Below are 22,946 nucleotides of genomic sequence, written 5' to 3' on the forward strand. Positions count from 1 at the left end.
CTTCTACTAGCACTTCCTGCAGGGCTGGTGGTACCGCACCCTGGTAGATGCCAAAATATGGGAAATAAAAAAAGCCTGCGGATGCAATGTGGAAAAGATCAGGGAATATGTGAAGAAGGAATATGGGATGGAAATTTGAAAAAGAAGTTAGAAGTTAGAAGTCGGCAGACAGAAGTTAGAAGTCGGCAGACAGAAGTCGGAAGTGGGAAGATGGAAGATGGAAGTCAGAAGCAAGGGAGTTTAGAAACTTGTTCGTCCCCAAAAAATAAAAAAATCCTTATTTTCTCTCCTTTTAGGAGAGATGTCTGGCGTAAGGCCCCGATATCAATCGGGAGTGGGAGGAAAGACAGAGAGGTTAAAGAGCCTGTCCCGATCGCAGCATCGGGAGGGATTCAGGGGGATTGATTCTTCACGTCCCCCTTGGAGAAGAGCCTGTCCCGATCGCAGCATCGGGAGGGAACTAAAGGGGGATTGATTTTGGGAATATCTTATTCCAATCCTCCGGCACCTATCGGCGCCACCTCCTTTCAAAAGGAGGACATTCGTGCGCCATTAATCTTTTTCATACAAATTCATGAAAATCACAATAGTAACCGCAACAAACAATAAAACATTCCGATCTGTTTCCCAACGAATCGAAAAGTCCTTATTTTCTCTCCTTCCAGGAGAGATGTCCGGCATAAGGAACGTGCGAGGACGGACAGAGAGGTTCAGGGGGAAACCTGCCTCGCCGGCAGGCAGGTGTCAGCGTAAGGCAAGTGGGAGGCCGACAAAGGGGGTATTACAACTATGAAAATCTCAATCATCACCGCAACCTACAACAGCGAACGCAACCTAACCGACTGCCTCCAATCTGTCGCTAACCAGGACTACCCCAACATCGAGCACATCGTTATCGATGGCGCATCGAAGGACCGTACCCTGGAAATTGTAAAAAGTTTTTCCTCGGTCAGCCGTTACATCTCCGAACCCGACCGCGGCATTTACGACGCCCTGAACAAAGGCATCCAACTGGCCACCGGCGATGTGATCGGCTTTGTCCATTCCGATGATATGCTGGCCAGCCCACATATAATATCAGCCATAGCAAACGAATTCCTTTCTCCCCCCCCGGGGGGAGATCCCGAGTACTCGGGAGAGGGGGTCTCAAACTATGAAGCAAATAATTCTCTAAAAAAACAGTCAGCAAAAAAAATCCACGGTGTTTACGGCAACCTGGTATTTGTCGATCCCGATGATACGAATAAGGTAGTTCGCACCTGGATCAGCACACCCTTCGACCGTAAGGAAGTCAGCAGGGGCTGGGCACCACCCCACCCCACGCTCTACCTGCGCCGCGAGGTGTATGAGCAACACGGGCTGTTCGACATCAGCTTTCGCATTGCCGGCGATTACGACCAGATGCTGCGGATCATGCGCAAGGAAAGCATACATCTGGCTTACCTGCCCGAAACCATTGTCCGCATGCGCAAAGGAGGTGCCAGTACCGGCAACTTTGGCGAGTTGCTGTGTAAAAAGGGTGAAGACCTGCGGGTCCTGCGCAATAACGGCTTTCGCTTCCCCTTTGGCGTATTGCTGATGAAAAACCTGAGAAAGATCCCGCAGTTGCTGAAGTAGAATTGATAATCTAATCCTCCGTCACCTATCGGCGACACCTCCTTTAGCAAAAGGAGGACTTTCGTGCTCCTGGCAATAAAAGACAATAAAGGGGGATTGCCTCTTTCCTCGTCCCCCTTGGAGAAGGGGGAATCAAAGGGGGATTGACCGTTCTTCGTCCCCCTTGGAGAAGAGCCTGTCCCGATCGCAGCATCGGGAGGGATTCAGGGGGATTGATTTTTCCTCGTCCCCCTTAGAAAAGGGGGAACTAAAGGGGGATTGATTTTGGGAATATCTTATTCTAATCCTCCGGCACCTATCGGCGCCACCTCCTTTCAAAAGGAGGACATTCGTGCTACTGTTAAAAAACTCACTGACAAGACGAAAAAAACTTCCCTACTTAATTTTTTTAAGTCCGCAAGAAAATAAAAAATGTCCGTATAAGATTTAAAACATGTCCGCAAGTTTTTTGAGAAGATAAAATCCTGGAAAATAATGAGGAAAAAATATGGAATAACGGGAGGATAAGCTTAACTTCGATGACGTAAAAAAACAAAGGCCCGTTGGTGCGGGAACACCATTACGAGCCTCTGGATTCATCACATGAGCTTGAGAATTAACCGGCGAAAGAATAGTCAATCATCCGCAGTTTTTTCTTAAGCTCTTTTGTTGGCCGGTAGCGGATATTCACTCCGCGTACCTGCGAAACCGAAACTTCCTCTTCGGTTTCTACACCATCGCTGCTAACATTGGCATAAAAACTTCCGAGTTGTCCGAGAGCAACAATGTTGCCTTCCAGTAACTGGTCGGGGACCAGATCCATTAAGGCAACCAGCACACCGTGCACATCGGAACGGCGTAGCGAGCACCGATCGGCCACCATGGTAGCCAGATCATCAAGTTCAACACGTTCGTCATGAACCGCCGATGCATATAGCTTTGGCGCTTCATTTCTGTCCTGAGGGTTTAACCTCGAAATAGTCTTTAAATTCATACTATTAGAATTTAAATTTATACTAAACCGACTACCAACCTTTAAAGGTATCGGACGGATTTCTCCAACAAAAGTCAGGTCCGGTTTAAATTATTACACTATGGGTTATTGTTTTGAGATGGGTTCTAATACAAATATAGCACGATGATGGGCAAAGCGCAATATTTAGCTATAAAATGTATTCGAAAGTTATAAACATCTGATTGTCATATAAAAACCATTAGCTGTGAGCTTTTTTATTTTCGGCAGATATTTTAAATCAGATCCGTGTAAGAACAGGAAAAGGACTGGCCTCCTGTTTTCAACAAGTGCCTTATTTGATAAAATATTATAATAAATAGAACAAAAATTATTAACATCCGCTGCCTCTTGTTTATAAATTGAGGCCGGTTGAACCCGCATATGTATTGAATGTTTGTTCATAAAACAAGCTTCAATCAACACCTGATCATTTCGGCACAAAAATGGCCAGTATTTCAAATTGACTTAAATGTTGTGCCGATTTACTCGCGTGGCTCGTTTACCCCGGGTTTCACCCGGGGCTATTAAGCTATCGCCCCTTCAGGGCCAACCGAAAATGAGGATTTGGAAAAAGAATTCTTTTCTCCACCCTTGGGGGGAGATCCCGAGTACTCGGGAGAGGGGGTTTCCGAATAAACCACCGGCAGCCGCATAGACAACCTTGAAGCGTTTCACAAACCTTCAAGGTTTAAAAGCCAAAACAAAGAACCTTAACCTAACAAGCAACCTTAGTAGCTAAAAGATTATAAGATAGAGAGGAGACCTGCCTACCGTAGATAGGTGTCAGGGTAAGGCACGTGGGTGGCCGACAGAGGGGGATTTTTCTAAACCAATTCTAGGACACAGGTATTTGAACAGTTACCTGCCGTAGGCAGGAAATATCGGTAAAATACAAAATACATGCCCAGCCAAAGTCCCGTAGGGATGAGATGAAGATATTGAGAATTTAGGATGTTCTCCGTTGCCCCTTCTTTATAAATAGTGGCCGGTTGAATCCACATTTGTATGGCAACGATACCCAAAATCTAATATATCAACTTTTATTTTGGTAAAGCGTTTTAATGAACCCCCGTTTTTTCGGCACAAGAAGGGCCGGCATTTCAAACTGCATACACGATTGCGCCGATTTACTCGCATTGCTCGTTACCCCGGGTTTCACCCGGGGCTATTAAGCTTTAGCCCTTTCAGGACTGGTAAACCGTTAATCCGGCGGCGCATTACAAATACAATGTTACAAGATAATTCATGCGCCGCCTGGTCTTATTATTAAGATTGTCATCCCGAATCCCATGAAATGGGTGAGGGATCTCAAACAAAATTCTACTGACGTTCCATTAAACAACCTTGAAGTGTTTCACAAACCTTCAAGGTTTTAAGTTCGTTGTTCAAAATACTACCTTCAAACCAAAAAATTATAAATTCGCATCCAGTATCAAGTATCGAGAATCAAGTTCAATGACACTCAACTTTTAAAAGTGAAACGCATTAAAAGTTGTTAGTGGAATTCCAGCCTGCCGGCTGGCAGGAATCCCGATGCGAAGCAATCAGGGTATCGAGTATTAAGAATCGAGAATCGAGAATCGAGAATCGAGTATCGAGAATCGAGTATCAAGTATCGAGTATCAAGTATCAAGTATCAAGTATCGAGTATCAAGAATCTAATATCGAGCAACCAGTAACCAATGACCAGTGACTATAAACTCCGCTTCCCGCTAAAAGATGTCGAAATCAGAATTACAGATACACCGACAAAAATTGCTGATCCACTGTTCTGCAAAGATCAACAGTGTTCTGCTCCCGACGAGTTCAGCATGTATATGGAAGGTGCGGGATGGCTGTATACCCAAGGAGGTAATCGGCTGGAATTTGCTCCGGATACAGATGCACAAGACGAAATCATCGAGATCCTGGTGGGCAACTGGGGATTGGTAAGTCTGTTGCACCAGCGTAAATGGTTGAACTTTCATGCCAGTGCATTTGCCCTGAACGAAAAAGGCATTATGGTCTGTGGCGACTCCGGGGCAGGTAAATCTTCGCTTACTGCCGGCTTCTGTGCTCAGGGAGCCACTTTCATGAACGACGATGTTACTGTTATTGAATTCAATGATTCAAAGCCGATGATTCGCCACCTTAGCACAAAAATGGCATTAACGGAAAACACCCTGTCGCAACTCCCTAACAACAAGCAAAAATGGTCGGGGGTAAATCCTTTTAACCAAAAAAAGTGGTTCGAACAGGAGGCACCCTCAGAAACTTATGCCCCACTCGACCATGTGCTGTGGATTGTAAAAGGTAAAACCAAGCAACTCAAACTTACAGAACTTGAACCGATGCAGCGCTTTATCCTGTTACGCGGAGAGATCTGTGGCTGGGAAATGCTGGCCGGGATGAAAGAAACCGAAGCTTACTACCTCCATAAGCTACTGGAAATCAGCCAAAATGTTCAGATCACCCGTGTCGATCGACCGGAAGAATTTCCCCTGAATGATTTGATCGCAGTACTTTACAAACATATGTCAGTTTTTTAATGTTTACTTTACACATGAAACAGATCAAAAAATGGCAATCGCTACCAAAATGGGACAAAAAACTGCTGCTAGAAGCACTGGTCATGATGTACCTCGCCAAGGTGGTTCTGTTGATGCTGCCCTTTAAATGGATCATGCGGATAAGCACCAGGCACTGTTCAGATACAACACCGGACATAGAGCTACTGATCAGCATAAAATCGGCAATAGCAAGGGCTAACCGCTTTTCGTTCTGGAAAAATGTATGCCTGGTACAAAGCCTTACAGCCCGCTGGATGTTGAACCGCAGAAATATCCCTTCCCGGCTGTCGCTGGGCATAAAACACAACAAAAACGGCAAACCGGAGGCCCATGCGTGGCTAAAAGTGTCCCAATTTGAAATTATTGATAAAAATTGGGACTATCTGGAATTAAAAAACTTTTAATGAAAAAATATAATACTAACTTTGATGCCTGACGCCTGAATATAAAAAACAAACCCAAGTTTTAATTGTTAGTTCACTAAAAAAAACTTGAAATTATTGGTTATGAAAAACTTGGAAATCAAAAAGAGAACCTGGCAAAAACCTGAAGTCCAAACACTGAGTATAAAGAAGGATACGTTTGGTACATCCGCAACCAATACCACTGAGTCTCATCCTCAGCGACCGGGTAGTAAACCTTAAAGAATAGTATTAATATTTTGGAACAGAACATAATGCCAAAATATGCATGTTTGTTCCTTTCTTAACATTACAAGCAACTAAAGTTGAGGATTTATTTAATATAGTTTCCGCATTTTTAAACTTACGTGTATGATTTATGGATGTTTATCAGGTTCAAGGCATTCATTAATCGAAACAAAGATTGAATTACTTGAACAATTAATGAAATTTGATGATTTCTATCATCAGAGAAAAACGGATGGGAATTTCTTTGCAGGGTATTACGTTTCTAAAAAAATACCATTATCTAAAAATGACTTTTTTTTTAATGATCCAAACACTGGAAACACTTTGCTTCTCTCGGGATGCATATATAACATTGATACGATTATTGAATCATATGGCATTTCAGGAAAAACTATATCCACTGCTGAAAAATTGTACGTTGCCTATCGAAACGGAGGCTTAGGATTTGTAAATCAATTAAATGGTGATTTTGTTTTTGCAATATTTTTAAAAAAATCTCATAAACTCTTTCTTTTTAGAGACCATTTAGGAATACGACCTCTTGCATATACTAAGTATAATGATAACTTATTTTTTTCTTCTGATATAACCAGTTTGTGCAGATCATTTTATGAAGGAGATAAATTAAACCGGGAATTCTTGCTCAATGAATTCAAAATGATTGATTTTTCTCAAACTCCTAACTCTGCAGTAAAAAAGCTGCCTCCTGGTCATTATCTTGAATTTTCAAAAAATAGTGTAAAGACAATAAAATATTGGCATCCTGAAAAGATTCAGATTGATAATAATTTAGGTAAAGTTCAAATGCTGTCGGATATCGAAAAAATAATTGATAACGCTGTGGCAATCAGATGTAATCCTAAATATACAGCAGGTACACATATTAGTGGTGGATTGGACTCAGGCATTGTAGCAGCACTGGCAAAAAAATATTATCAACATCAAAAAATATTCTACGGGTTTTCATGGTCACCTTCAGAATTAAACAATAAATCAGGCAAATATGATGAGCGTGAACTTATCCGTGAACAATGTAAATTAAACGAGATCACTCCTTATTTTGCAAAATGGTCATTTACCGATTTTCGCCACTTTGTTTCAAATAAACTCAGGTTTGGAGAGTTTTATCAGGAGTACAAGGTTTTACAGAAAGCCGAAACAGAAGGAGTTAATTTGATCTTCAGTGGATATGGAGGGGACGAATTTGTTAGCAAAGGTGATCGTGGAATAGATATGGATCTTCTATTTAATCTTCAATTTTCATCATTTCTGCAAAGGAATAGCATCGCCAAACCACGTTCACTATTTAAACGTATAATTAACGAAATATTATTTCCAGCCTTAAACATCTTACCATTATCAGTGCGGAAATTACAAAAGGAATCAAGTAAATACATCAAGGCCGAATATCAAAAATCAGATAAAAAAACAGTATCAAACTTTTATTTTTTTACGTCCAGAAGAAAATTGCATTTGGGATTTCTAAAAACTTACCATCTTAATTATAGATTGGAAAATTGGTATATTGAAGGTATGCATAAAGGTATAGAATATCGTTTTCCTCTTCTTGACAAGAATATTGTGGAATACATGTTAAAAGTACCTTCAAAATTGCTTGCAAATAGTAATTTCTCTCGCACAATTTTGAGGGAAATAAGTGATGGTTTTCTTCCAGAAAGCGTAAGATGGAATTTATCTTCATTTGATCCTGTTCTTTATCAGGAATCACCAAAAATGGTGAATAAATTAAGTTTGGAAATCATAAATGAGCTTCCTTCTATTGAGCAAAATTCTGAACTTTCTTTTATTGACTTCAAAAAAATAAAAAAAGATATAATTCAATTCAATAAGAATCCTGATTATAACTCATTCTCCTATTTACTTTTAGCCTTGTTTTTTGCAAAACAGTTGCACGAATATACTATTCAATACAAAAAAGTACCTGCATTATAAATGAAAAGATATTTTAGAAAAAAAGAAGCAGTATCAGGAAATCTGCATAACGAAATGGTAATGATGGACCTCGACCAGGGCAAATATTTTTCACTGAACCCCGTGGCCACACGAATCTGGGAACTGCTAGAGGACGCAAAAACTTTGAAAGAACTCTGCAATATACTTCAGGAAGAATTTGATGTGGAAGAACAACAATGCATGAAGGAAGTAAGAGAACACCTGGAGGAGATGATCCGCCTTAAACTGGTATTTGCAAAAGAAGAAAAATAACTCTCAGTGTCTGCTTTCAACGTAACAAAACAATGATTGAGAAATTTGACCGGGAAATCTTATACCAACACCACCAACTAAGCCACGACCAGATCGATGACCTCCTGGGCGAAAACCGTCGGTCGGAATTTCCCGGAGCCAAAGCCCAGCACCTGCCCAAACTGGCGGAATTCAATGCACTTATAAGCTTATTTATTGAAGAGGGCATTGAGTTTATCCCTTTTAAAGGCCCCATACTCTCCTACCTGTTATACAAAGACCCGCTCTACCGGAATTACCAGGATCTTGATTTTTTTATCAAAGCGGAATCGCTTTCAAAGGCCTACGAACTGCTGTTGCAACGGGGATACTCCTCGCCTTATTTTAGCTGGCCGGAATCAGAACAAAAACAACAACGACTGTTCAAGTATACCAACCAGGCGGCCTTGATTCATCCCGCAGGGGAATTGAGCGTTGAGTTCCACTGGCAACCTTTTAAATCGAATGTCCTTCGCCAACAATCCATACAGGAACTCCTCTGGAACAATACCCGGACTATTGATTTTGGAGGCCAGACGATAAAGCTGTTAAACCGCGAATTCGAATTGCTGTATTTGATCATCCACGGTGGTTTGCACCGCTGGGAACGATTAAAGTGGCTCGTCGATATTAAGGATTACCTTGTTAAAGTTGGATACGAACAATCTGTTTTTTCGGGCTATGTAAAAGAACTGAAAGCCGGGCGCATGGTGGCACTGTGTAATGCCATGCTTAAAGAATTTTTTCCCGATATAGAGCCTCTTTCCTGTACAACAAAAGTTTCCCCCTGGCTTTTAAAGAAGAATAACGAAAGCATCAACAGGAAGGAAGAACAGCCATACGACGATAGTTTCAAAGGACTTACTGTGGGAATGATCTACCTGATGCGCTGTTTTCCCGGTCTTAGCTACAAATGGAATGTGCTGAAAACTTTTAATTTTACCTACGATCAGTTGGACAGAAAAGGATTATTAGCACATCCGCTGTTTCACAACCTTTACCGGCTCATAAAAAAACTGATCCGCAGATTTTCATGAAAAAAAATCGATTGATCATAGACAGTCTTCACCTCATCAGGCGGCATCAACCGGCACGTCTGGTCCTGATCTTTCTGCTTACTCTCATTATGGGTACTGTTGGCGGTGTATCCATTGTATTGCTGATCCCGCTTTTGCAACTGCTTACCCCCGGAACGGAAAGTGCTCCGGAAGGATTAGCATTTTACATCAACCAATGGGCAGAGAAACTCCACTTTAACCTGAGCTTCGAATCGATATTGCTGGTATTTGTGGTTTTACTGATAGTCAGCGCCCTGCTTCAGTATACAAAGTCGCTGCTCGATGCCTCCTGGCAGCAAAGTTTTATTTACCAATTGCGCCGCCGACTGTTTCGCAAGATCATTATGGCCGACTGGACCGTGCTCAACCAAAACAGCAAGACCAATCACCTGCAGGTACTGAGCAAAGAGGTACCCAACCTGGCTAACTTTGTATATTTTCTCTTGCGTCTGCTTACCTCGCTCATCATGGCCGCTGCCTATCTGGCCTGGGCCATGCTGGTGTCGGTGAAATTTACGTTGATCATCACGCTTATTGGTCTGGTGCTCTTCATACTGTTACGTCGCTTTCTGTTTAAAGCTTTTCACCTGGGCGAAGGCTATATCGAATCATACAACCGCCTGCTCAAGTACATCGATGATTTCTGGCAGACCGTAAAAATTGCCAAGGTCCACCGCTCGGAGCCGTTCTATTATAAAAAGTTCGACGAAGCTTCTTCCACATTGGTGGATATCGAATACCGGATGCAAAAGAACTATGCCCTCCCCCAGTTGATCTATCGGATCGCCGGATTACTGGTGCTTGTTGGGGTGGTTTATGTGGGCTTCCGATTTCAAATGGTGCCACTGGCTTCCTTTTTTATACTGATCATCCTTTTTTCCCGGATCTATCCGCGCTTTACCGCGATGAACACCGATGTGAACATGATCATTACCAACATCCCGTCGGTGGAACTGGTAATCAACCTCGACCGGCAATTGGAAGACCATGCTTTGCACCGGGAAGAAACAATAAAACATATCGATCTGCAAAAGGCGATCAGTATCAGTGCTTTGAATTTTGGCTACCCCGGAGCAAATCGCCTGTTCACCGACTGGAACGAAAACATACCCGCGTACCGGATCACAGGCATCATGGGCAGTTCGGGCGCCGGGAAAACCACTTTTATGGATCTGATCGCCGGGCTGCAAAAACCGCATTCGGGAACCATCAGCGTCGACGGAAAAAAGCTAAACAACGACACACTTCCCGGCTGGCAGCAGAGCATCGGTTACCTGCCACAGGATGCCTTTTTTATCGATGGCACCTTGCGTGAGAACCTGGTATGGGACAGCCGTAAGGATTTTAACGATGCAGCCATCATGGACATGCTCGGGCGGGTAAATGCCGCTCATCTGGTGGAACGTTTCCCGAATAAACTCGATGAACATCTGGTGAACTACCATTTTCACTTTTCCGGCGGTGAACGCCAGCGACTGGCACTGGCACGTGTACTGCTGCGCCACCCTTCGCTCCTTCTGCTCGATGAAGCCACCTCATCACTCGACCCGGAGAATGAACAGCGGATCATGGAAACCATTGCCGCCCTGAAAAGCACGGTAACCATCATCTTTGTCACCCATCGCCGCTCCCTCCTCCCCTGGTTCGATCATGTGATTGATTTGGATAAAGGAGCTACAAGCCACGAGCTGTGAGCCGTGAGTCATCGGTCTTTATTTCATTAAAACGACTTCAATCCATCGTAAACTCAACATAAGCTCTTTGGACTGTCATTCACTATCTTATTACTGAACAAAAGTCCCCACTTGGGGGGATTTAGGTGGTCTGAGAAAATGAGGAACGAGCAATGAGCCATTGGTCACTTGTCATTGAGAATTGGACATTGGATATTAAATATTGAACTTTTCACTTTTGCCTTCTGCCTTTTGCCTTCTGCCTTCTGCCTTCTGCCTTTTGCCTTGCCTTTAAGCATTGAAACAGTATAGAACTCAATCCTTCAACAAATCTATCCCGCAGTCCATAAATGAATAACAAACGCTCCCTTGGGGATTGGGGGTCAGGAAAACAAGCAACGGGTCATTAGGCACTTGTCATTGGGAATTGAATACCGACTAACGAATGAGGCATCTCAATCACAGACTACCGGCAACCGCAACCGCAACCTTGAAGCATTTCACAAACCTCGAATAAGAAATTCCCCTCCTGGCCAGGAGGGGTGTCAGCGTCAGATGAATTAACATGAATGCTCAATTTACCAACGCTATTTCGGCGCAAACAACCCACCAACATCTATCCAGGCAGCCGCATGCGCCGATTTACTCACGCTGATCGTTACCTCGGGCTTCACCCGGGGCTATTAAGCTATCGCCCTTTCAGGGCTTTTGAGGCGGCGCAGCACAAATACAATAATATAAGATAATTCACGCGCCGCCTGGTTTTATAATTACAATTGTCATCCCGAATGAGAGCAACGAATGAGGGATCTCAATCACAGACCACCGGCAACCGCAACCGCAACCTTGAAGCATTTCACAAACCTGGAATAAGAAATTCCCCTCCTGGCCAGGAGGGGTGTCAGCGTCAGATGAATTAACATGAATGCTCAATTTACCAACGCTATTTCGGCGCAAACAACCCACCAACATCTATCCAGGCAGCCGCATGCGCCGATTTACTCGCGTTGCCCGTTAACCCGGGCTTTTCCATCGGAATCCCTTCGGGGCACCTGAGCTAAAAGTCATTAGTCCCCGGATAGTGAGTATTGAACATTGGAAATTTATTAATCAACTATAAAATCCCTATTTTTGATGGATGATGAAGAACACAATTATCTTATTATTACATCATGAATACAGCATTAACTCTAACGAAGCATCAGGGCTTCATTTCACTCAGCAGGATAAATTAACATCACAAAATAAATAACTAACATTTATGAAAACAGCATTAATAACTGGGATAACAGGACAGGATGGCGCTTATATGGCCGAGTACCTGATCAAAAAAGGCTATGTAGTTCACGGTATAAAAAGGCGTTCTTCCCTGTTTAATACCGATCGCATCGATCACCTTTACCAGGATCCGCATGTTGACAACCGCAACCTGATCCTGCACTACGGCGATTTAACCGACAGTATGAACCTGACGCGGATCATCCAGGAGGTTCAGCCGGATGAAATTTACAACCTGGCCGCCATGAGTCACGTAATGGTAAGTTTTGATACACCTGAATATACGGCCAATGCCGATGGGCTGGGCACGCTCCGCATTCTGGAGGCCGTACGCCTGCTTGGATTAAAAGAGAAGACGAAGGTCTACCAGGCTTCTACATCCGAGTTATTCGGATTGGTACAGGAGGTTCCTCAGAAGGAAACCACTCCTTTTTACCCGCGATCGCCTTACGGGGTAGCAAAATTGTATGCCTACTGGATCACCGTGAATTACCGCGAAGCTTATGGTATCCATGCCAGTAACGGCATCCTGTTTAACCACGAATCACCGATCCGTGGCGAAACCTTTGTGACCCGTAAGATCACCCGGGCCTTATCGAGGATTGCATTGGGTATGCAGGACACCCTTTTCCTGGGAAATCTTTCGGCACAACGCGACTGGGGACATGCCAAAGATTACATCCGTGCCATGTACCTGATCCTTCAACAGGAAGTACCCGACGACTATGTAATCGCCACCGGGATCACTACTTCCATCCGCGATTTTGTGCAGATGGCCGCTGGAGAAATTGGACTGGAAATCAGTTACTCCGGGGAGAATGCTGAAGAAAAAGGGTTTATCTCTGCGGTAGATGAAAAGGTTTTTAACAAAAAAGTGGGTGAAGAGTACCTGGGGGACATCAAAGAACGTATTAAACATCGCAAAACAGCCAGTGTGGCAGTTGATCCGACTTATTTTCGTCCGGCTGAAGTGGATCTGCTGATCGGTGATCCGACCAAGGCCAACACCAAACTCGACTGGCAGCCGAAATACGATCTTCAGGGCCTGATCGAAGACATGATGGAATCGGATATCAAACTGATGAAAAAAGACCGTTATTTACAGGATGGTGGGTACAGGACGCTTAACTATTTTGAATAAAGACACAGATTACGCAGAATTCCACTGATTGCGCAGATTATGTCATCACTGCTATACGAAAAAGAAACATATAATATTATCGGTGCCTGTATGATGAATGTTCATCGAAAGCTTGGAAATGGCTTTCTTGAATCTGTTTATCAGGAAGCTTTAGAAAGAGAATTTATAAAGCAAGCTATACCATTCGTAAAACAGCATAAGTTAAATGTATATTTGGATGGAGAGCCTTTAAAAAAGTATTTCAAGGTAGATTTTCTTTGTTATGAAGCGATAATTCTTGAGATTAAAGCTGTAGGATTTCTGGCTACTGACTTCAGTAAACAAACCATCAACTACTTAAATGCCTCCGGTTTAAAAGTTGGATTGCTGATTAACTTCGGAGAAACAAGTTTGAAATGGAAACGTTTTATCAATACCTAAAGGTCTGTGGAATCCGTGTTAATCAGTAAAATAGTTCAAACTTAATCAGAGAAGACCAATTATCCTATGTCAAACAGAATTATTAAAATGAAAAAAAACGACAAAATATACATCGCCGGTCACAGGGGGCTTGTAGGATCGGCCATTTGGAAAAACCTGCAGAAAAGAGCTTATACGAACCTGATCGGAAAAACCCGGCAGGAACTGGACCTGCTGGACCAACAGGCTGTGGAAACATTTTTTGAACAGGAACAACCGGAATATGTTTTTCTGGCCGCAGCAAAAGTGGGTGGAATTGTAGCCAACAATACCTATCGTGCTGATTTTATTTACGAGAATCTTGTGATCCAGAACCACATTATCCATAATGCCTGGAAATATGGTGTAAAGAAGTTATTGTTTCTGGGGAGTACCTGTATCTATCCGCGGGAGGCTCCGCAACCCATGCCGGAGGATTCACTCCTCACCTCCCCGCTGGAATACACCAACGAGCCTTATGCCATTGCCAAAATCGCCGGGATTAAATTGTGCGAAAGCTACAACCTGCAATACGGCACGAATTTTTTATCAGTTATGCCCACCAACCTGTATGGGCCAAATGACAATTTCGACCTGGAAAAATCACATGTTCTGCCGGCACTGATCCGTAAGATCCACCTTGGTCATTGCTTAGAAGAGAACAACTGGGAAGCTGTTCGTTCAGACCTGGATCAGCGTCCCATTGAAGGTATAAATGGCAATTCTTCAACTGATACAGTATGTTCCATCCTGTCAGAATATGGAATTAGTTCGTCCCCCTTTGAAAAGGGGGATCAAGGGGGATTGAAAAGCAAAGTCTCAGTCGAGGTATGGGGCTCCGGCGCTCCGATGCGCGAATTCCTCTGGAGTGAAGAAATGGCAGATGCCTGCGTGTACCTGATGGAAAACGTCGACTTTAAGGATGTGATCTCGTCCCCCTTGGTGAAGGGGGATAAAGGGGGATTGAAGGAGGTCAGAAACACCCACATCAATATCGGCACAGGGAAAGAGATCAGCATCAAAGGTCTTGCAACTCTGATCAAACAAATCGTCGGTTTTAAAGGCGAGCTGGTATTTAACACCTCCAAACCGGATGGCACCCTGCGTAAACTCACCGATGTTACAAAACTTCACGAACTGGGCTGGCAGCACAAAATCGAAATTGAGGAAGGTGTAAAAAGAATGTATGAGTGGTATCAGGCCAAAAGGTAAAAATATATTTTCGGATGAAATAAGTAAAAAGGCCCGGAAGGTTTTACTATTTTCACGAAAAATAAAACCGGCTGCCTGAAAATGCCGATGAAACAAGCAACTTTTTAAATTGATGAAACACCTTATATCGGTTCCAACAAACGTAGTTCCCCATTTTCACCACATTGCCGAATTAGATCCTAAGGATTGGTTTGTTACTTCCGATCCCGAAAATACTAAAGTCGGTTCGGGAGGCGGAACTGCTCATATTTTATCGGAATTGTTCCAAAACGAAAATGCCGGGGATTTCACGGCTTGGTTGCCCGGTGAGAAAAGAGCCATCATTCACGCCGGAGGACAAAGTCGCAGGCTGCCGGCCTATGCACCACTGGGAAAAAGCCTGATCCCCATGCCCGTATTTCGCTGGTCGCGTGGACAGCAATTAAACCAACGCCTGGTGCATTTACAGCTTCCGCTTTTTGATCAGTTATTGGAACAGGCACCAAAGAAATTAAATACACTGATTGCCAGTGGTGATACACTCATATTCGGAGGTAAACAACTTCCGGAAATCCCTGAAGCCGATGTGGTGTGTTTTGGACTTTGGCTTGAACCTGAAAAAGCAACCAATCACGGGGTATTTTTTGCCAAACATGAAACACCGGAGCAACTGGAATTTATGTTGCAAAAACCTTCGATCCCGAAAATACAGCAACTGGTGCACGATCACTACTTCTTAATGGACATCGGGATCTGGCTGCTGAGCCCTAAAGCCATTTCGATATTAATGAAGAACTGTGGCTGGAACGGGAATAAGTTCACAAAAGGAATTCCTAACTTTTATGACCTGTACAGCACTTTTGGCACTGCCCTGGGAAATGCTCCCGGAGCACACAATGCTGAAATCAACCAACTAAAAGTGGCACTGCTGAACCTCGAAGGCGGAGAATTTTACCACCTGGGAAACACTTCTGAACTGGTAAGCAGCAACCTGGCGATTCAAAACCGGGTTAATGACCAACGTGAAATATGGCACAAACAGATAAAACCACATCCTTCGGTTTTTGTACTTAATTCAGTCCTTAAAAACAATTTTTCTCCAGCCAATCAGAACATCTGGGTGGAAAATTCAGTGGTTCCCGATTCATGGTCGTTTACTCATGATAATGTGCTGACCGGAATCCCGTCTAATAAGTGGAGTATTCAGCTTGATCCGGGGTCCTGTCTTGATATCGTACCGCTTGGAAAAAATGAAGTCGCCCTGCGTAATTATGGTTTTAATGACAAATTCAGGGGAGAACGGAAGAACGCTTCCACGCTTTTTATGAATACGCCACTAAACGAATGGCTGCAAAAAAGAAACCTTCAGAATGCCTTCGATGGTTTTGACAACGAAGAAGACATCTTTCAGCTTTCACTGTTTCCTGTGCTGGTTAAGGAACAGATTGATGAAGCTTATATACAATGGTTGCTTCAGATCAATCCGCCCCAGAATCAGGAATTTACAGAGCGATGGCTAAAAAGTAAGCGCTTGAGTTGTGCCGATCTGAATGATCAGAGTTTTATCGATCGTCTTGAGGCGCAAAGAACGGATTTAAGAAAGACAAATTACCCGGCACTGGCAGCCAATTATCAAAGCTCGGTTTTTTATCAGCTTGATCTGAAAAAAACGGCTTCTGATTTTTTAAGCAACAAACTTGAACTACCTGAAGAAAAAAAATTCTCGGGGAATGACTGGCTGCCGATCCACGATTTCATGTTCAGGTCACAGGTTCTTCGCTTAAAAGGACAAGACGGAGCCCGGCAGGAGAAAGAAGCATTTGAATACCTGCAGCAGCAAATTGTTGACCTCTGCAAAAACGACCGGGTATCCCCTGAAATAAGCCTTTTGCCCGACCAGATTGCCTGGGGCAGAAGCCCGGTGCGCCTTGATCTTGCCGGAGGCTGGTCTGATACGCCTCCCTATTGTTTCCTGTATGGAGGTAAGGTCGTAAATGTTGCCGTTGAATTAAACGGTCAGCCCCCATTGCATTGCTACATCAGAGGCAATTCGGAACATAAAATCGTTTTGCGTTCCATCGACCTTGGGGCACGCGAGGTGCTTACAAGTTTTGAGGATATACGGTCGTATGAGAATATCCGATCGGCATTTTCCATCCCCAAAGCCGCCCTGGCCCTCAGTGGATTCTTACCGGAATTTGCGCAGAATAAATTTGAAACCCTGAAAGATCAGCTGGAAAGCCTTGGGGGAGGTCTTGAACTGACCATTCTTTCGGCAGTTCCCAAAGGATCGGGACTGGGTACCAGTTCCATCCTGGCAGCAACAGTGCTGGGAACCCTCTCTGAAGTGTGCTGCCTGAACTGGGATAAACAGGAGGTCGGGAAACGTACACTTGCCCTGGAGCAGCTGCTGACAACGGGAGGAGGCTGGCAGGATCAGTTCGGGGGCCTGTTTGAAGGCATAAAACTCCTGGAAACAAATGCAGGAAAACATCAGGAGCCACGCGTTAAATGGCTGCCCGAATCACTCTTTAATGATCCGCTTACAAAAGGCAGGATTTTGTTGTACTATACAGGGATTACACGGGTTGCAAAAGATATTTTAGGGGAGATCGTTCGGGGAATGTTCCTGAATTCAAAGGAACATCTGGAGGTATTGGAAGACTTAAAACTTCATGCCATCAACACCTACGATGTACTTCTGCAAAAAGACCTGGCTTTATTTGCATCCATGATCGACCGAAGCTGGAAACTCAACCAGAAATTAGATGCGGGTACCAACACGCCCGAAATCCAGAAAATGATCGATCGCATTCAGGCGGATACACTTGGATTCAAATTGCTGGGAGCCGGTGGTGGTGGATTTATGCTGATCGTTGCCAGAGATGATGAAGCAGCTGCACGAATCAAAAATACGCTAAGTAAAAATCCAGTAAACGAACGGGGTCGTTTTGTTGATTTTGAAATATCCCAAACCGGTTTCCAGGTCACGAAAAGCTAGTTGAGTGCTCTATATTAAAAAGCAAAAAGTATGAAGAACAGTATTGAGAAAGATTCTTCTCCGTCATTTGACGGTTTGGAATGACGGGTGGGATGTGTTTTGGGCGGCGCACAACAATTTTCAAGAAACAGATTCCATCGGTCGTTCCTCCCTCGGAATGACAATCTTATGTATATAAACCGGCGGCACCCAACGAATGTAATCTCAACAAAACGGTTCCCGTGCCGCCTCGACATCATAATTTGCTGTCATCCCGATCCCGAGGACTCAGGAGAGGGATCTGCTGCAAACCATTGGTCATTGGTTACACGTCATAGGAAATTGAACCCTGTGAAATAAGTCTTCGACTTAATGCATCGCATTATTTCAAAGGGTGAATATTGATCATTTAAGCTTCGAGCTACTAGTCATTAGTCACTGGACATTTGTATTTGGATATTTTTACTTTTGACTTTATACGCCAAACACTGAATGCTGATCACTGCGACTGAAAACTGATAAATTGTGAAATTGAGCTTCATGATTCATGCTTCGTGCTTCATGCTTCTAACATTAAAGTATTGACTCAATAGCGCAGTCACCAAACTCTGAACTCTGAACATTGCCACTGATCACTGCGATTCAGTCCTTCAATCCCTCAGCTTCTTGCTTCGAGCTTCCGGCATCCCCTACTTCACCGCCACCGTTTCAATCTCTACCATCACTCCCAGCGGCAGTTCTTTAACAGCGAATGCAGCACGTGCAGGCGGATTTTCGGTATAACGCGAACCGTATACTTCGTTCATGGCTTTAAAATCGGCCATATCGCTTAACAGACAGGTCGACTTTACTACATCGGCAAACGAATATCCGGCGGCGTCGAGGATGGCACCGATATTTTTCATTACCTGCTCGGTTTGCTCTTTAATTCCTCCTTCCACCACTTTCATGCTTGCCGGATCAAGCGGCACCTGACCTGAAATGTAGAGTGTTCCGTTGACTTCAACGGCCTGGCTGTATGGTCCGATTGCCTGTGGAGCATTTTCGGTAGCTATAATTCGTTTCATCCTAATCTATTTTAGAAGTTATCGTAGTGACTTTGTTGTTTTTGCAGTTTCAGGTCGGCCAGCATCGATGATTTGGCACTGATGGTAAAGCTGTAACTTTTTCGGAATCCGAACGGAACAAAATTAAACGACATACCCCAGCAATGCAGGTCGCGGGTTAAATTAAAGGTAGTAAATGAAAACTCTCCGGCCTGGATATCGAAGTTGGTATTCATACTGGCATTCCATTTTTCGGTGATCTTAACGTTGCCACGCAGGCCGATAGTTTGCGATACCCGTCCGTTGGGATATGAGCGGGACGGACCGGTGTAATTCAGGCTGTAATCAAAACCAAAATCCCAGGGCATACTAAAATCCAGGTAATTGTCGTAGGCTGAAGCTAAAACGCCTGCATCCTCCGGCGCATCTTCTCCGGGAGCGGCTGAATTATCATCGTTTCCATTTCCACCCTTTTTATTCTTATCCTTACTTTTTGAATTAAAACTCATTCCAAACGAAAGGTTGGCACGTGTTACACGTCCGAGCTTTCCTAATCCGCTTCGTTCGTTCCAGGTGTATTTATGGATCTTTCGGTAATTTTCATCCACCATGTATGGATCGAGTGTCGTTCCCATGTTTATACTTACTCCGGCAACCGTAGTACGTGCCCTGATACTAAAGGGCGACAGGTTAAGCGAGTCGGCGATCAGGTTATAAGATGATGAAACACTCAGGTTATCGATCAGTTTCACTTTTTTAAATTTCTGTTCTTCGTCTGCTTTGGTCGAATCAGCATTCTCCAGAACTTTCATTTCCAGGTTATTGCTAAGGCTGAACGAAATTGCTCCCGACTCTCCCCTTCCCGGTGATCCTCCATAGACACCATCGCGGTTAATATCAAAATATTGCGTTCTCCCAGTCGAGTCTACCTGCACTTCCTGCCAGTATCCAAACTTGTCCCTACCAAAGTCGGGCCGGTAGCTAAAACCAATTGAAGGTGTCATTTTGTGCCGTATCCCTTTCACCTTCGAATCTGGATTCCGCGGGATAAACATTCCGTAAATATTGGTCGACGAACTCAGGCTGTATGCATAATCATACACACGATTCAATCCGGTAATGGTATCAACACGGATGGTACTTGGCACTCCTGACGGATTATCGGTAAAATTACCGCCTTCCACGTATTCATAATCGTACTTTTTAAAATACCATTTTTCGTTGTAGCTGATGCCCGGACTAAAGTTAATGTATTTAAAGAGGTTAAAACTCGGAAACGACAGCGGCAGATTGTGCCTGATTCCGTTTTTCCAGTCTTCAGTAAATGAGCTCCCCCAAATTTCGGACTCTTTTGCCGAGATGGTATTTTTCAAATTACCGGTGTAATTAAAACCCAGCTTTTCGTAAAACTTCAGTTTTCCGCTTCGGTTCTTTTTGCGGAAAGGATACACCTTAGCCATACTAAAAGTCATCTCGGGCAAGGAAAGCGACATGGTGCTGTCGCGCGTATTTTGCGAATGCCTGAGGTTTACCGACAGGTTAAACGGCGTATTCTCAAACCTTCGTGAATACGAGATACTCGAAGATTTAGTTGTCGTCAGGTAGTCGTTTGTATTGTAGGCATTTTGTTTGTCGTAGCCGCTCGAAGAAAGGTTAACGCTGGCCGAAAAAGTACGGTTAGGATTGGCTTTGGCATCCTGCGAATGCGACCAGGTTAATTTGTATTGTTTTGATTTTGAGTAGGTATCCAAACCTTTTTCACCGTATTTATTAATGGCGTAATCGAAACCAAAACTTCCGCTGAATTTATACCGCTTCCGGTAGCTGGTTTTAATCCGGGTTCCCCACGATCCTTTAGAATAGACATCGCCTTGCACAGCAAGGTCGAAGTACTCACTTGCCGCCCAGTAATACCCCCCGTCGCGCAGGAAGAATCCACGGTTATTCTCTTCCCCGTATTTGGGAATCAGAATCCCCGATGAATAGGTCGGCGAATTGGGAAAATAACCAAAAGGCAAAAAGGGAAAATAGATCGGAAAATCTTCCAACACCATATACGCCGGTCCGGTAATGATCTTTTCGTTCGAGATCACCTTGGCTTTGGTCAGTTGCAGGTAAAAATGCGGGTGATCCGCATCGCAGGTCGTATACTTGGCTTTTTCGGTAATAAATACTTCTTCACCGATCTTCTTGGTGCGATCGCTGTGAATAAAACCTTCGCCCTGTTGCGAAACCACTTTGGTAATAAAAGCCTTTTCGCTTTCGAAATTATAACGCATCGTTTCCGATTCGTATTCCTCAGCACCCTGTTTAAAGATGGGTTTTTGGCTGAGTTCGCCGGCTGAGTCCAGAATGCCCTCTGCATATATTTCTTTGGTGTCCAGATCAAGCTGGATATAATAGGCATTCAGTTCGATATTCTGATAAGTTACACGGGCATTGTTATACAGGTACACTTTTTGTCCGTCGAGCGAGACAACCATCGAGTCCGACGCTTCATACTGAATAGGATCGGCGATTACAGGTGCTTTCTTCCTAATCGTATCAACGGCCATCACATGCAAAGTATCCGTTAAAACAGTGTCGTTTACAACCCGCGATTCGACCAGTGTATCCATTCGAACTGCCGTTTCAGTTTCCTGACCAAAAAGTAAGAAGATAGGACAAAAAAGGAAGAGATATGTAAGTACTAATTTATTCAATATGTTCTCTGTATTCAACTACTATTGGCTCGACAAAAATATAAATATGCACTATACTATTAAGCTAATAAATGCAAAATAATTCTAAATTTCTATTTTTATCAGATAAAGCAGGAAGAACGATCCCGGCAAAGAATTCAGAGGAAGCAAGATAATAAGTTCCGGGGAATTTCGGTTTTATATGTTGGCGAAGAGCTTGTTTGATCATTATGAAGAAAAATCCACTAAAATACCTCTTGTTAATTGTTGCTTTTGCAGTGCTTCAATCGGTGCCGGCCAATAACCGCTCCGAAGCAAAGCAGGACGATTCGCTGGTATCGCTTGTAGTGATCGATCCCGGACACGGAGGAATCGATTCCGGAACCAGCAGTGGCGATGTTGAGGAAAAAGACATCGTACTGGATATCGCGCTTAAGCTAGGAAATTACATCGAACGTACATTCCCCGAGATTGAAGTGATCTATACCCGTAAAACCGATGTTTTTATTCCGGTGTACCGACGGGCAGAAATCGCCAATAAGGCAGATGCCGACCTGTTTATTTCGATTCATGCCAATGCAGTGGATTATAAATACGTGCACGGAACCGAAACCTTTGTGCTTGGGCAACACAGTAGCGAGGACAACCTTCAGGTGGCAAAAAAGGAAAATTCAGTGATCTTGCTGGAAGATGACTATACCACTACTTACGAAGGATTCGATCCAAATTCATCGGAGTCGTACATCATGTTCGAGCTGGTTCAGGATGAATACAAGGAACAAAGTATCTCGCTGGCCAATGCCATTCAGAACGAATTTCGGCTACGAACCAAACGCAAAGACCGAAGTGTAAAAGAGGCCGGGTTCCTGGTGTTGCGCCAAATCGCCATGCCGGGGGTATTGGTGGAAACCGGATTTCTGAGCAACGCCAGCGAACGGGACTTCCTCAACAGCAATAATGGTCGCGATCAGATTGCATTGGCTATATTTAGCGCTTTTGAGGCCTACAAAACCAATGTGGAACAGAAAAGCAGTTTCCACCTCGTTACAGACGATGAAACACCTCAGCCCATAGAAAAAGTGGCTACAGGTGCGAATGTAACACCGGCAACAACACCAGGCTCAGCAGAGAAAAGTGCCGGAGAAGAAGACCTCTTCTATTCGGTTCAAATTATGGCACTAAAGCAAAAAATAGAAACAACACCCGAGAATTTTAATGGTCTTGATAATGTATTCAGGATTGATTCGCCAGGCATTAGTCGCTACTTTGTAGGTAAATATTCATCGCTCGAAAATGCCGAGATCAATAAGGAATTACTACTTGTGCGCTATGAATCGGCATTTGTTGTGGCTTTTAAAAACAACGAGCTGATTTCGTTAAAAAAGCTTCAGGAAAACAAGAATTGA

The 22,946-nt window shown here is 43.7% G+C and carries 17 protein-coding genes; 14 read left to right on the forward strand and 3 right to left on the reverse strand.

The window, feature by feature from the left end:
- Window positions 1-57: 57 nt before the first annotated feature.
- Both WFY05_RS09190 and WFY05_RS09195 read left to right on the forward strand, forming a co-directional pair.
- Window positions 58-405 carry a hypothetical protein gene (locus tag WFY05_RS09190; protein ID WP_340112521.1) on the forward strand — a complete coding sequence of 116 codons (348 nt, stop codon included), beginning with the start codon at window positions 58-60 and terminating at the stop codon, window positions 403-405.
- Between the two features lie 384 nt (window positions 406-789).
- Window positions 790-1,617, forward strand: a complete 828-nt coding sequence (locus tag WFY05_RS09195; RefSeq protein WP_340112522.1) for a glycosyltransferase family 2 protein — start codon at window positions 790-792, stop codon at window positions 1,615-1,617.
- A 595-nt stretch (window positions 1,618-2,212) separates the two neighbouring features.
- On the opposite strand, the gene WFY05_RS09200 is transcribed toward WFY05_RS09195, so the two are convergent.
- A complete protein-coding gene (locus tag WFY05_RS09200) occupies window positions 2,213-2,590 on the reverse strand; it encodes an HU family DNA-binding protein (protein WP_340112523.1) in 378 nt (125 codons plus the stop codon).
- A gap of 1,703 nt (window positions 2,591-4,293) precedes the next feature.
- On the opposite strand from WFY05_RS09200, the gene WFY05_RS09205 reads away from it, so the two are divergent.
- The 11 genes from WFY05_RS09205 to WFY05_RS09255 all read left to right on the forward strand — a co-directional run bounded on the left by WFY05_RS09205 (window position 4,294) and on the right by WFY05_RS09255 (window position 17,834).
- Window positions 4,294-5,139: a hypothetical protein gene (locus tag WFY05_RS09205; protein ID WP_340112524.1), complete on the forward strand. Its 846-nt coding sequence runs from the start codon at window positions 4,294-4,296 to the stop codon at window positions 5,137-5,139.
- A 14-nt stretch (window positions 5,140-5,153) separates the two neighbouring features.
- Window positions 5,154-5,564 (forward strand): lasso peptide biosynthesis B2 protein, encoded by a 411-nt coding sequence (locus WFY05_RS09210; protein WP_340112525.1) that lies wholly within the window; start codon window positions 5,154-5,156, stop codon window positions 5,562-5,564.
- Window positions 5,565-5,666: 102 nt separating this feature from the next.
- Window positions 5,667-5,804 (forward strand): hypothetical protein, encoded by a 138-nt coding sequence (locus WFY05_RS09215; RefSeq protein WP_340112526.1) that lies wholly within the window; start codon window positions 5,667-5,669, stop codon window positions 5,802-5,804.
- A gap of 129 nt (window positions 5,805-5,933) precedes the next feature.
- Window positions 5,934-7,763 carry an asparagine synthase-related protein gene (locus tag WFY05_RS09220; protein WP_340112527.1) on the forward strand — a complete coding sequence of 610 codons (1,830 nt, stop codon included), beginning with the start codon at window positions 5,934-5,936 and terminating at the stop codon, window positions 7,761-7,763.
- The gene (locus tag WFY05_RS09225) at window positions 7,764-8,036 is read left to right on the forward strand and encodes a PqqD family protein (RefSeq protein WP_340112528.1); all 273 of its coding nucleotides are present in this window, start codon (window positions 7,764-7,766) and stop codon (window positions 8,034-8,036) included.
- Window positions 8,037-8,068: 32 nt separating this feature from the next.
- The gene (locus WFY05_RS09230) at window positions 8,069-9,091 is read left to right on the forward strand and encodes a nucleotidyltransferase family protein (protein ID WP_340112529.1); all 1,023 of its coding nucleotides are present in this window, start codon (window positions 8,069-8,071) and stop codon (window positions 9,089-9,091) included.
- Window positions 9,088-10,806, forward strand: a complete 1,719-nt coding sequence (locus WFY05_RS09235) for an ATP-binding cassette domain-containing protein (protein ID WP_340112531.1) — start codon at window positions 9,088-9,090, stop codon at window positions 10,804-10,806. The genes WFY05_RS09230 and WFY05_RS09235 overlap by 4 nt, the downstream gene beginning before the upstream one ends.
- Window positions 10,807-12,046: 1,240 nt before the next feature.
- Window positions 12,047-13,204 (forward strand): GDP-mannose 4,6-dehydratase, encoded by a 1,158-nt coding sequence (gene gmd / locus WFY05_RS09240; protein ID WP_340112532.1) that lies wholly within the window; start codon window positions 12,047-12,049, stop codon window positions 13,202-13,204.
- Window positions 13,205-13,243: 39 nt separating this feature from the next.
- A complete protein-coding gene (locus tag WFY05_RS09245) occupies window positions 13,244-13,624 on the forward strand; it encodes a GxxExxY protein (protein ID WP_340112533.1) in 381 nt (126 codons plus the stop codon).
- A gap of 87 nt (window positions 13,625-13,711) precedes the next feature.
- Complete coding sequence (locus WFY05_RS09250; protein WP_340112534.1) at window positions 13,712-14,854, forward strand: GDP-L-fucose synthase family protein; 1,143 nt, start codon at window positions 13,712-13,714, stop codon at window positions 14,852-14,854.
- Window positions 14,855-14,966: 112 nt separating this feature from the next.
- Window positions 14,967-17,834, forward strand: coding sequence for a bifunctional fucokinase/fucose-1-phosphate guanylyltransferase (locus tag WFY05_RS09255; RefSeq protein WP_340112535.1), 2,868 nt, complete (start codon window positions 14,967-14,969; stop codon window positions 17,832-17,834).
- Between the two features lie 668 nt (window positions 17,835-18,502).
- On the opposite strand, the gene WFY05_RS09260 is transcribed toward WFY05_RS09255, so the two are convergent.
- A complete protein-coding gene (locus tag WFY05_RS09260; RefSeq protein ID WP_340112536.1) occupies window positions 18,503-18,880 on the reverse strand; it encodes a RidA family protein in 378 nt (125 codons plus the stop codon).
- Between the two features lie 11 nt (window positions 18,881-18,891).
- The gene (locus WFY05_RS09265; protein ID WP_340112537.1) at window positions 18,892-21,477 is read right to left on the reverse strand and encodes a putative LPS assembly protein LptD; all 2,586 of its coding nucleotides are present in this window, start codon (window positions 21,475-21,477) and stop codon (window positions 18,892-18,894) included.
- Between the two features lie 293 nt (window positions 21,478-21,770).
- Between WFY05_RS09265 and WFY05_RS09270 the strand changes: the two genes are divergently transcribed.
- Complete coding sequence (locus tag WFY05_RS09270) at window positions 21,771-22,946, forward strand: N-acetylmuramoyl-L-alanine amidase family protein (protein ID WP_340112538.1); 1,176 nt, start codon at window positions 21,771-21,773, stop codon at window positions 22,944-22,946.

Source organism: Maribellus mangrovi (assembly GCF_037646455.1).
GTDB lineage: Bacteria > Bacteroidota > Bacteroidia > Bacteroidales > Prolixibacteraceae > Draconibacterium > Draconibacterium mangrovi_A.